This window comes from Bradyrhizobium zhanjiangense, from assembly GCF_004114935.1.
GTDB classification, from domain to species: domain Bacteria; phylum Pseudomonadota; class Alphaproteobacteria; order Rhizobiales; family Xanthobacteraceae; genus Bradyrhizobium; species Bradyrhizobium zhanjiangense.
Map to the genome: position 1 here is coordinate 6115172 of NZ_CP022221.1, position 12329 is coordinate 6127500.

The 12329-nt window shown below is 62.0% G+C and carries 8 protein-coding genes; 4 read left to right on the forward strand and 4 right to left on the reverse strand.

What is annotated here, in order from left to right:
* Nucleotides 1-11: 11 nt before the first annotated feature.
* The 4 genes from XH85_RS29460 to XH85_RS29475 form a co-directional block, all read right to left on the reverse strand.
* A complete protein-coding gene (locus XH85_RS29460; protein WP_128934621.1) occupies nt 12-794 on the reverse strand; it encodes a LuxR family transcriptional regulator in 783 nt (260 codons plus the stop codon).
* 209 nt (nt 795-1003) lie between these two features.
* Nucleotides 1004-1588 (reverse strand): hypothetical protein, encoded by a 585-nt coding sequence (locus tag XH85_RS46905; RefSeq protein ID WP_245473184.1) that lies wholly within the window; start codon nt 1586-1588, stop codon nt 1004-1006.
* Nucleotides 1589-1914: 326 nt separating this feature from the next.
* On the reverse strand, nt 1915-5244 hold the full coding sequence (locus tag XH85_RS29470) for an adenylate/guanylate cyclase domain-containing protein (protein WP_128934622.1): 3330 nt from the start codon (nt 5242-5244) through the stop codon (nt 1915-1917).
* Nucleotides 5245-5290: 46 nt separating this feature from the next.
* Nucleotides 5291-6733, reverse strand: a complete 1443-nt coding sequence (locus XH85_RS29475) for an FAD-binding oxidoreductase (protein ID WP_128934623.1) — start codon at nt 6731-6733, stop codon at nt 5291-5293.
* Between the two features lie 907 nt (nt 6734-7640).
* On the opposite strand from XH85_RS29475, the gene XH85_RS29485 reads away from it, so the two are divergent.
* The 4 genes from XH85_RS29485 to XH85_RS29500 all read left to right on the forward strand — a co-directional run bounded on the left by XH85_RS29485 (nt 7641) and on the right by XH85_RS29500 (nt 12256).
* Nucleotides 7641-8096, forward strand: coding sequence for an RbsD/FucU family protein (locus XH85_RS29485; protein WP_091883679.1), 456 nt, complete (start codon nt 7641-7643; stop codon nt 8094-8096).
* A 369-nt stretch (nt 8097-8465) separates the two neighbouring features.
* A complete protein-coding gene (locus XH85_RS29490) occupies nt 8466-10091 on the forward strand; it encodes a type 2 periplasmic-binding domain-containing protein (protein ID WP_128937470.1) in 1626 nt (541 codons plus the stop codon).
* Between the two features lie 115 nt (nt 10092-10206).
* Nucleotides 10207-11307 carry a carbohydrate ABC transporter permease gene (locus XH85_RS29495; RefSeq protein ID WP_245473182.1) on the forward strand — a complete coding sequence of 367 codons (1101 nt, stop codon included), beginning with the start codon at nt 10207-10209 and terminating at the stop codon, nt 11305-11307.
* 43 nt (nt 11308-11350) lie between these two features.
* Nucleotides 11351-12256: a carbohydrate ABC transporter permease gene (locus tag XH85_RS29500; protein ID WP_245473235.1), complete on the forward strand. Its 906-nt coding sequence runs from the start codon at nt 11351-11353 to the stop codon at nt 12254-12256.
* Nucleotides 12257-12329 lie beyond the last annotated feature (73 nt).

Below are 12329 nucleotides of genomic sequence, written 5' to 3' on the forward strand. Positions count from 1 at the left end.
GCTCCCCGTGACTAGGTCTCCGGCGTTGAGGCTGCGCCCGGATCGTGATCGCGACTCTGCGCGGGCAACCGGCCGCGCCAGCGGAGGACCGCTTCCGTGCGATTGTGAGCGGCACATTTCCTCATGATATGCTGAATGTGCATTTTAACGGTGCTCTCCGAGAGGTTCATTTTGGCGGCGATCAGCTTGTTGGGCAGGCCGAGCTCCAGTTCCGCCAGAACCTGCTGCTCTCGAGGCGTGAAATCGGTCAAGCTCCTGTCGATAGCCGCCCTGGCTGCTTCGTTCGTCAGATATGCGGACGCGAACCGACGCGCATCCGGTGGCTCGAAACCCGGTATCCTGTTTATTCCAGCGATGGGCAACGGCCTGTAGCAGCCTCCGACAAGAACAAGGCGCAGGCCGGCGATGACGACCTCTATTGGCAGCGAGGTGGGGAGAAAACCGCGCACACCCCGCTGCATCGCGGCCTGCGCGGTCGGCTCGTCGTCATGGTTTGACAGGATTGCAATGGCCGCGTTGGGACAGCACTCCGCGACGAAGGCGAGATCGTCCTCAACCGAGGGATCGCCGATAGGCTTGTCCGCGATACTCAGCAACACCAGACGAACATCGCGAGCTGACACGCTGTCCAGGCTTTGGACCGTTGCCATGTCAAGGATGTCGAATTCGGCCAATTCCCGCCTGAAGACGTTCAGAATGCATGTGCGAGGCAATAGAAGGGGCTCGATGATCACCAGAACCGGCAAGTGAAGCGATCCATTGAGCCGTTTTGAGAAGTTGGTTAGGTCATCCATGATTTCCTCGGAATGAAAAGAATCTCTGCCACAGTCCCACTATCCGTGCTGTGTATTCCCGTTGCGGCATTCATCCTGAATGCATCGTCACGCGCAGTGCCAACATTAGGATCGTATCCACTGCGGGATAGTCTGACGCCCGGGTGGAAATTCTTTCCGCTCAAATCACATGGACGCGTGCCGCACCGTGGCGCGGTCGACGCACCCCCTCAATTGCAGATATTTCGATACGCGGTTGACGCCGCCGACCCCGACTTGCCGTCGACGACGTATGCTTCATCCTCCTTCACGAGATACAGAAATGGTTTCTCTCCAGTCTCGTCGCCTGACGCGTTTCTTCCTTTCACACGACCGCAAATCGTATCCACAGCGCGCCCAAACATGTTCAATCGCATTGCGCGCTTCATATCGCTGAACTCGGCCGATCCTGGATCGTCCATCTTCGATGCGATCGTGACCTTTGCCCTGTCCAGGACAGTATCTGACCTTGCCGCCGGGCGTTCGGGCGCCGGGTCGCTGATCCTCGTGCGCGGGGCAGCCGCCTTGGCGAGATCGGCCGATCCGCGTCTCTTCGGGGATGGCCTCTTGCCGGACTTTGCCGAGGTTGCAGAATTCGATTTGACAATCGCAGGAGTTGGCGCCAATGCCGCCGGCGTTGGCTCTGCGGGTCGGGCGACTGCAACCCTGTCGAAACAGGGTCGCGCCGCACACCCAAGGAAATATCCTCGGGACGGCGCGAACCAGCCAAAGCCGACCAGAATTCCTGCCAGCACTCCAACAAAAAGCAGTCCCATCCGATTCCCCTCCCTCGGGAGCTCGGCTCGCAATCGTAACTAGGACTAATTCCGCGCTGGTGATCTATCTGTTGCGCAAAAGCGTTAAGCGCTCATTAAGCGCGGAAGGTTGCCCGGCATCTGCCTGGGCGGGCCGGTCCGGCTCCAGGCCATGCGGAAAGCCCGTTTTGTCATCTCGCCGAGCGACAGCCGGGGGATGAAATCTTCCCCGATTGCTGCTCAACCCAGGTCAGCGCACAACCCTTACCGAACTGATCGCCGCATCGCAGAACGATGGCGCGGCGCGCTAGCGGATGGGAACATGGGGCGCTATTGCGGCAACTTCGTCACAGGTCTGCCAGCAACTTGCGCGCTTCCACGAGATCGCGTGTTTCCAAGCCCTCGCTGAACCAGCTGTAGATCGGCACAAGAGTGTCGCGCGCCTCTCGCCGCATGCCGCGTGCCGCCTGGAGTCTGGCGCGCGCAACGCTTGCGCGAAGCTCGGGCAGCCTTGCACCCTGGGCAAGGGCAATTTCACTTGCGGCCTCGAACTCCGCATCCGCTTGATTTTCGGCCTCCTCCCCGGCTGCCAGCAACAGCAGTTCACCGCGCTCCCGGTGAAGTTCGACGGCGCACCAGCTCTCGAGACTGGCGCCCGCAATTGCCACCGCTTCGTCGATGACCCGAAGCCCGGCCATGGCGTTTCCAGCCTTGCGATGAAGCGCCGCGAGCAAGCCAAGATGGTGCGGAATACGTAGCCCCGCACTTGTACGTCGGAAATCCTCAAGCCCCGCATCAAAGTCCGCAAGACCTTCCTCAAGCCTGCCGGATTCAGCGATCGCCCAGGCGCGAACGAGGCTGGCCCATGCGCCATAGTAGTCGAAGCGGTACTCGGTGCAGATGTCGCGTGACTCTGCAGCTGCTTTCAGTGCGGCATCGGGCTCTTGCCGGAATTGATATAGCATCGCCAGATAGTTGAGCGCGAGCGCGATGCTGAATGGATGTGAAATCTCACGCGCGACGGCGAGCCCTTTCTCAGCAATCCCAAGGCTACGAACGGGATAGCCGAGATGCCAATCGCAATGGCTCATGTAGGCGCGGCAGAATACGCTCATATCAATTCCGTAGACCTCGGAATAATAGCGGCCGCGGTATTCGCCGGCTTGCGCGCTTCTCTCGAATCGGTCGCGCGAGAATTGAAACTGGCCGAGGTGGAATGAGAGCACTCCCGCAAGATGATCGGCTTCGGCTTGACGCACGGGATCACCGCTTCGTTTCGCTAGCGCCTCCGTCTCCTCGACGAGGCTTGTGACCTCGCGCAGGTTGGCGCGCACGTGGTAGACGTGGCCGAGCCCCTTCAACGCGGCGGAGAGATCAGCCTCGCTCTGCAGCTCGCGGCTGAGCTCCTGTGCGCGCTGGAACGCCGCTTCTGCCTCGCGCGAAGCAAATCCTTTTGTTGCAATCAGCGGGCCGCCGAGCCCAAGCTGCAGGGCAAGCTCGAAGCGCGAGCGTGATGCTCCAGGAGGAAGTGCTTGGGCGCACTCGAGCCCCGATCTCAGATGGGCAATTGCCTCCATATTCGCCGATCGGGCGGCTGCGAGGCGGCCGGCCCTCAGCCAGTATGGAATGGCCTTCTCGGCCAATCCCGCCTCGCCAAAGTGACGAGCGACCAGCTCGGGCTGTGCTTCGACAAGTTGCGGAAAGAGCGCTTCGATCGATGTGGCAATCCGCGCGTGCAGCTCCTGGCGGCGCCGCTTGAGCAGGCTTTCGTAGGCGGCATCGCGCACGAGGGCGTGCTTGAAGACATAGGTCGCGGCAGGCGCGAGGCCACGCCGGAAAACGAGCTCTGCCGCTACCAGGCGGTCAAGCGCCGCGGCAAGCTCCCCGCCTGGCATCGACACGACCGCAGCAAGCAATTCGTGATCGAACTCACGGCCGATACAGGCTCCGATCTGGGCGACCTCCTTGACCGGAGCAAGACGGTCAAGCCGCGCCATCAACGAATCGTGCAGCGTCGCCGGGATCGCCAAGGACGGGAATGCGCCGGCGAGCACGTAGCGAGCGCCGGTGTAGCGGAGGATCCCGGCTTCAAGAACGGCCTTCGTGAGCTCCTCGGTAAAGAGCGGCACACCCTCGGTTCGCGCCAGAATCTGGTCGAGGACCTCGGCGGGAAGCGCTTTGCCTTCGGTGATCCGGTCGACAAGTGCAACCACCTGCGCCTGTGGCAGGCGGTTTAGCATGAGCAACGTGACGTGCGGAAACCCGATCCATGGTGGCGGGAGTTCCGGGCGGAACGTGGCCACGACCAGCACTGGCAGGTCCTGAAGACGATCCACGATCTGGTCGAACAGCTCGCGCGAGGTGGGATCGAGCCAGTGCGCATCTTCAAGCACCATCAGCACCGGGCCGCGAGCGGCAAGTCGATCGAGTCGGGCCAGGAAGGTGCGGAACAGGAGCGCCTTCCTTTGCTGCGGCGACATCTCCGGCTGGGTGCTCGGCCTCTCAGTTGGAATGCCGAGCAGATCGGCAACAAGCTGGATTGCATCGCTAGACAGCCCTTCGCCGTTTTCGCCAAGGAGCAATTCGAGGCGCTTGAGCCGTGTTTGCGCGGCATCCTCAGGTGCGAACCGCGCCTCCCTCTCAAGCTGCGAGATGAAGGGAAAGAGCGGGCTGTTTAGGTGATGCGGCGAACAGGCGTAGCTAACGAGCGCGATTTGTTCGGCCTGCAGCCGTTCTCGCAGCGCGAGCACCAATCGTGATTTTCCGATTCCTGGCTCGCCAAAAATCAAGACGACCTGTCCAGCCCCTCCTTTGGCAAGCTGCCACCGCGACAGCGTCAAATCGAGCTCCTCGCTGCGCCCGACGAGTGGCGTGACGTGGGCTCCATGCAAAGCCTCGAACCTACTCTCTGCCCGGCCTTCGCCGATGACCCGCCAAGCTTGCACCGGATCGGGAAAGCCCTTGAGCCGAAGGGAACCGAGCTCAATAAAGTCGAAGAGATCGCCGACCAGGCGGCGCGTGCTGTCGGCGATAACGACCGTACCGGGCTCCGCAACCTGTTGCAGACGGGCCGCGAGATTAGGCGTTTCCCCAGTGATTGCTTCCTCCTTCGCAGCACCTTCCCCGAGCAGATCACCCACCACGACAAGCCCGGTGGCGATGCCGACGCGTGCTGCCAGCAGGCCTCCTGCACCTGACGACATGCCGCTGACCGCTGTTGCGACCGCAAGTCCCGCCCGGACAGCTTGTTCTGCCGCATCTTCGCTTGCGCGCGGCCAGCCGAAATAGGCCTGCACGCCGTCTCCCAGAAACTTCGCGACGTGGCCCTCCAGTCGCGCAATCTCTCCCGCCACCGTGTTCGAGTAGGCCCGCATGACCTCGCGCAACTCCTCGGGATCGAGACGGTGGCTGAGGTCGGTCGAGCCGACGAGGTCGACGAACATGAGCGTGAGCTGACGGCGCTCCACCGACGCGGAGGGCCGCGCCGCCGCCAGGTCCGCTGGTAGCAGGTCGATTGCATCGAGGAGCTTCCGCCGGTGGCCGACAGCCAGGACTCCAATCTCCTTGAGATCTTCAACCGTCAGGTGGGGCAGGATCTCAAGGTCAATTCCGTTGTCGCGGAACGTCTGCTCATAGGATTGCAGGCCCAGGCTGCGCAGCCATTCTCCGATGTCCAACTTCGTCTCCGTAGCCCCCTCGATTACGGATCCCCTCCTCCTCTTGTCAGGCGGCCGGTCGCTGTGCAGCGGCCGGCCTGACGTTCTGGTTTAGCCGGAACAGGTTGCTGGGATCGTACTTGGCCTTCAGCGCGGCAAGACGAGCGTAGTTCGGGCCGTAGGCGCCGGCTACGCGATCGGTCTCGTCCTCCGGCATGAAGTTGACGTAGACGCCGCCGGTTGCGTGAGGCGCAGTCTCAGCAAAGAGCCTGCGCGCCCAGGCGACCGAACGTTGCTCATCCGCCGGATCGCGCCATCGCGTGTGAACGTTCATGACAAACTTCGCATCGCGGTGAGGGAACGCCGTGGCGTCGACGGCCACGCGACTGGTGGCGCCACCAAGCTGACCGATGAAAATCTCGCACTCCCCGGTCGGCAGGCTTGTCGTATGGCTCACCAGCGTATCGAGAAGACCGTCGTTGAGTTCAACGAAATTGTGCGACTTCCAGTAATTATAGGCGCCGGGCGCGAGAAGTGGGTCAAACGCGGTCTGCCAAGCCGCGAAGGGCTGCATGCCGATCACGTCTGCGATCGGCTCTCCGAGCGCGCGCAACGGCTCCAATGCACGCTTGCCCTCGTTCTCATCTCCCGCACAGCAGACGGCGAACGCGACGATCTCCTTGCCGTGAACCTCAGCGGGCAAGAACGGCAGCGGCGGTGCCTGCCTGAGCACCACCCACACCGTCAGTTCGTCGGGCGCCTTGGCGACGACGTCGCGATAGCCCGCGAGCAGCTCCTTCGCCCGCGCAAAAGGATGGACGATGAGTCCGGCCAGAACCATCGGACCAACAGGATGCAGGCGGAACTCGAACGAACTCACCACCCCGAAATTGGCTCCGCCTCCGCGCAGCGCCCAGAACAGGTCGGTCTTCTCGGCGATGTTTGCCCGGACGAGCTCGCCTTCGGCCGTCACCACGTCGGCCGAGATCAGGTTGTCGACGGCAAGCCCGAACTTGCGGCTAAGCCACCCGAAGCCGCCGCCCAGCGTCAATCCTGCAACGCCGGTCGTCGAGTTGATCCCGAGCGGGGTAGCAAGGCCGAAAGCTTGCGCCTCCCTGTCGAAGTCGCCAAGCGTTGCCCCCGGGTCCACGCGCGCGGTGCGGTGAAATGGATCAACCCGGACGGAGCGCATCAGCGAAAGATCGATCAGGAGCCCGCCGTCACAAACAGCATTGCCCGCGATGTTATGGCCGCCGCCGCGCACAGCGACCAAGAGGCCGTGCTCACGCGCAAGCCGTACGGCACGAATGATGTCTGCGGTCCCTCTGCAGCGCACGACCGCGCCTGGGTGGCGGTCGATCATCGCATTCCAGATCGTGCGCGCTTCGTCATAGCCCGGCTCCTCGGGCAGACAGACGTTGCCTCGCAAGGTTTGGCGAAGGGCAGCAATTGCATCGCTTTCAAGCGTAATCGCCCCGCCCTGCAGCGAGGCCAGCCGGATCTCCGTCATGGCATCCTCCGTGACTAGCGGTCAGAATTTCGGCAGTCAGCTCTCATGCTCTTGGACGGATCAGCAGAAGGGGCGCCCACGCCCACGGCTCTTGCAACCGACGCGGCGCAGAATCACCCCGCTGCACGCCGTTCGACATTGCGAACGGTAGATTTCCGCCTAGAGGTTAGTCCTCCGGCAAAACGAATGGTTCTGCGACAGAGTGTCTCGCGGATGAGGAGCGCGGACAAGCCCGCGCGGGTCGCGCTTTCCGTCACCTGCAAACCAAACCAAGAAAATCCGGTCCGCACGGGGAGCTCGGAGGTCCGCTCTTGATGCTGTGGACGGCTCCTCCACGGGCACGAGCCGCTTTCCAGTCGGAGTGCAGCGAAAGCTGTACGGTCCCCGGCATCTCTGTTAGGCGCGGTACAGAGCAACGATAATCAAGCTGGAGGCGAGATCCTGGAACTCCTTGAGCTCGAGCTGGGGGACCATTTGCCGTTTGGAGCCGGGGTCCAGCGACTCCCCCCGAGATCACATTCTTTTCCGTTACGCTGAACGACACCAACGCGGGTCCGCTCACCATGCCGACAAACGAGATCAGCTTCTCGGTCGCTGACGGCTGCACTGCTCGTCAATTCGATCGCGTCGAGCCTCGACTGCTCAAGCTCGCTATCACTAGATTTTTCTTGGTCTCCCGGTGCACACGTTGTGGTCGGGCAAGTCCGGCAACCCGAGGCAGGGACAAACAGCGATGAGGCGATGGCCATCATACTGCGCGTCAGCTCCTTGCTCGTCATCATGGCTCGGAACAGCGCGATCTGGTCGGCATTGAAGGCCATGCCGAGCGGTCGATATGGACGACAGCGCGGAGACGTCGGATATTGGGCCGATCAGAGAGGCCTGAACATTTCAAGGGAGGCGCGCCATGCTGAAGTCGATCGATCCTGTTCTGAATGCTGATGTGCTTTATGCGCTGCGGTCCATGGGGCATGGCGACGACCTCGTGCTCTGCGATACGAATTTCCCGGCCGACTCCGTCGCCCGCCAGACCGCCCTCGGAAAGCTACTCCGCATTGACAACGTCAGCGCGGGCCGCGCCGCGCGCGCGATCCTGTCGGTGCTACCGCTCGATTCTTTTGTCGACAAGCCGGCGTTGCGCATGGAGATCGTTGGGCAGCCGAACGAAATCCCGGCCGTGCAAGCCGAGGTGCAGAAGGAGATCGACGTCGCCGAAGGCCGCTCGCTTCCGCTGGCGTCGATCGAGCGGTTTGCCTTCTACGAGCTTGCGAAAAAGTCCTACTGCGTGGTCCAGACCGGCGAACGGCGCTTCTATGGCTGCTTCATCTTCAAGAAGGGCGTGATCCCGCCTGATGCGACTTAAGTCGCGCCAAGGCATTGGCGGCGGCACGGGCTGCGCGACGCATTCGGCGCAAATGTGACGGCGACGCGACATCCTTCGCCGGAGCCAGCTCACACATGATGGGCTACTGCAGCGCAAGATCGACAGCATCGTTTGCATCGCATGCGGTCGACCGCGTCCGCTTTGCGCGGATTCGTTGACATTGATCGGTGCCGTTGCATACTCGACGCGGCTTCCCGCACCGCCGCTGCGACATGAACTTCCGCGAGCGTCACTTCTCCACGGTGCTTCGGCAGCCCAATCTGACCTGACCAAGACTTTGACATAAGCAACGTCAAAAAACGGGAGGATTTCGTGGTGAAGCAGCAAGAGCATGATCAGCATCCCGCAATGCACCCCAGCAGGCGCACGGTGCTCAAGAGCGCGGCCGGAGCCGCCGCACTTGGCACGAGCGGCGCGCTTGGCGCCTTCTCCGAGCTTGCATTCGCGCAAGCCAATCTGCGCGCCGAGATCACGAAAATTCCAGGCGTCGGCAAGGGTGCTCCGACCGACGCCGACTGGCAAAAGGTCGGTGAGCTCTGCCTTGGCCCGACCAAGGCCAGCATCAAGGAGGGCGAGTTCAAAGGTGTCGAGCTCTCCTTCATGGGACTGAACAATCAGAATCTGCATAATCTGTTGTTCCGCGGCTTCCTGAAGCCGTGGGAGGCCTATACGGGCGCAAGGATATCCTGGATTGATCTGGCGCAGGCCGACTACAACCCACGCCTGCAACAGGCGATCGCGACCGGCACGGTCGACTTCGACATCCTCGAGATGGGAGCGCCGTTCGAGGGCGACGTCTGTGGCAAGGGACTGGCGTCGGAGATGCCGGACTGGGTCAAGAAGCAGATAGATGTTGACGATTATGTCGATTACCTGAAGCCGCCGGTTGGAACTTGGAACGGCAAGACTTATCGGGTCACCATCGACGGCGACTGCCACAACTTCAACTACCGCACCGACATCTTCTCCGACCCAACCCTTGCCAAGGCCTGGAAGGACGCTGGAAATTCGACCGACTGGGGCGTGCCAAAAACCTGGCAGCAGGTGCAGGCAGTGACGAAATTCCTCAAGGGCAAGAAGATCAAGAACCAGAACGCGTTCGGCTATCTCGACGCGCCAAAGCCCTGGGGCGGGTTCGGCTTCTATTTCCTCGGCAGCCGCGCCTCGGCCTATGCCAAGCATCCCGACGACAAGGCCTGGCTGTTCGACATCGACACGATGAAGCCGCGCATCAACAATCCGGCCTGGGTCCGCGCCATCCAAGACGTGATTGACGCGCTGCCGTTCGAACCTGCCGATCAGCTCAATGCCGATCCGAACACGACCGGCTTCCAGCAGTTCCTCGCCGGCATCGGCTCGATGATCCCCTGGTGGGGCGACATCGGCCAAGTCGCGAAGGCGAGCGACACCTCCGTCATCGGCGACGTCGTCGCCTTCGACATCCTGCCGGGCTCGGACGATGTCTACAACTCCAAGACCGGAAAGTGGGACAAGCTCTCGAGCGGCCCGAACCATGCGCCGAACTGCGCCTATCTCGGCTGGGGCGTTTACGTCATGGCGCGGGTCAATGGCGACGAGAAGAAGCATAAGGCGGCGTGGAGCGCGGCCGCGCATCTCGGCGGCAAGGATCTGTCGCTTTGGATGGTGATGTATCCTTCGGGCTTCCAGGCACACCGCACCAGCCACTTCCTGTACGACGAATGGGTGGCGGCGGGCTATGACCGCAAATACATCACCTCCTACCTGAACTCGCAGCTCGCCTCCTACAATCATCCAAACCGCGCCGTGGAGCCGCGCATCCCCGGCATTTTCCAGTACTACAGTATCGCGGAAGACGAGCTCACCAAGATCTTCGCCGGCAAGGTTGACGCGCAAACCGGCGCGAACAATATCGCCGCCGCCTGGGAGAAGCTGACCGACCAGATCGGCCGCGAGCGGCAGATCGGGCTCTACAAGGCCTCGCTCGGCGTATAGTGGCGCTTGCGCGAAGCCATCCCCTTCGGCTGGCGCATCCGGCGCCAGCCGAAGACTTGCCCGGCGACAGAGCCGGCACAGAATGCGGCTCATCTCGATGCAGAATTCCGTACCCGTGAGCGACGACCTGCACCACCAGCCCGCGGCGAAGCGCGCACGCGGCAGCAGGAAGATCGCCGGCCGCGCGCTCGTCCTGCTGGCGTCTCTCGGCTTCCTGCTTGTCCTCTTCATTCAGATCTTGCATACGACCGGCACGCCGACTGCCGGATTTTCCGATTGGCGGCCGATCCTCATCGCCTATCTCGTCTGGGCCGTTGCGTTTGGCATCGGACAAGTTCTGACCCGCGGCGAACGTGGCCAGCGCGCGCTGTTCCTGCTGCCGGCGGTGTTCTTCACCGTCGCCGTCGTGATCTTCCCGACGATCTTCGGGATCTATATCGCCTCTCTCGACTGGAATCTGAGCTCGATCGAAGGGCCGCGCTTCAGCGGCTTCGACAATGTCAGGGGCATGCTGAACGACACCTATTACTGGAATGCGCTCGGCAACATGGTCTTTTACACCGCCGCAGTGCTTGGCGAATACGCGATCGCGTTCGGACTGGCGCTCTTGCTCAGCGCCGAGATCCGTGCGCGAAAATTCTTCCGCGTGGTCTTCCTGCTGCCGATGATGCTCAGCCCCGTCGCCGTGAGCTGGATGATCGGCAAGTCGCTGATGGAATATCGCTTCGGACCGGCGGCGACGCTGGCGCGCTATCTCGGCTGGGACAACCCGGCCTTCTTCGCCTCGCCGTGGATGGCGCGCTTCAGCATCCAGGCGATGGACGCGTGGGTGTCGATCCCTTTCATCATGATCATTCTTCTCGCAGGCCTGCAGGCGATGCCGAAGGAGGTGCAGGAGGCGGCCAAGGTCGACGGCGCGAATGGCTGGCAGTCGTTCTGGCACGTCACGTTTCCGATCATGCTGCCGGTGAGCATCACCGTCCTCATTATCCGCATCATCTTCAAGCTGAAGCTCGCCGACCTCGTGATCAACGTCACCGCTGGCGGGCCGGGAGGCGCAACCGACACGGTGTCGAGCTTCATCTACCGCGTCTACCGCGACCGCTCGAACGTCGGATACGGCACAGCGCTCGCTATGGTTTACCTGCTTATGATCATCGTGCTCCTGACCGTCCTGTTGCGCCTGTCCAAGCGCTGGACGCAGAAGGTCGTCTAGCGCTTCAAACGGAGTTTCTCGATTGACTAGATCGACCTTGGCATTGAAGCCCGTTCAGAGGCGTCCGGCGGGCCCCCGCGCAAAGCGGACGCTAAGCCGCGTACTGATCTACGCAGCACTCCTGTTCTGGACGATTATCTGCCTGTTCCCGATCTACTGGACCGTCACGACGTCGTTCAAATCGGCGGTCGATGTGACACAAGCCCACTTGGTTCCCTGGGTCGATTTTCAGCCGGACTGGAAGGGATGGCGCTCGCTCGGCCTGTCGCCAGATACACTGTTCGGAACCTCGACGGCACGCTCCGAATTCGCGAATCGCTTTGTCAACAGCATCATCACCTCGGTCGGCGCATCCTTGCTGGCACTGATCCTTGGATCTCTGGCGGCCTACGGCCTGAGCCGCTTCCGCTACAAGTTCGCCTGGATGCGCAACGATGACATCCTGTTCTTCTTCATGTCCCAGCTGATCCTGCCGCCGGTCGTGCTCGCGCTGCCGTTCCTCGTCCTCTACAAGGCATTGGCCCTGCTCGACACGCGACTTGGCCTTGTCTTGCTCTACACGCTGACCGTGCTTCCGATCGTCATCTGGATCATGCGCGATCAGTTCAATGCGATTCCGATCGAGCTCGACGAAGCCGCCTTCGTGGACGGCCTGTCGACCTGGGGTGCCTTTCTGCGGATCATTCTGCCGCTCGCTGTCCCCGGAATGATGGCCGCATTCATTCTCTCGCTGGTGCTGTGCTGGAACGAATATTTCTTCGCGGCGCTGCTCACGAGCACCGATGCAAAGACGCTCCCCGTTATGGTGGCGAGCCAGACCGGCTCGCAAGGCATCAATTGGTGGTCGATGGCGGCGCTGTCGACGGCGGCGATCGCACCGCTCGTCCTGGTCGGCATTTTCCTTGAGCGCTACATCGTCAGCGGCTTGACTACAGGAGCCGGAAAGTAGCCGGAGGCCGAGCCGGGGACTAATCGCGTTGCGAACTCGGTCGGAGAGGCTGATCGAAGCGGGCGACCTCAGG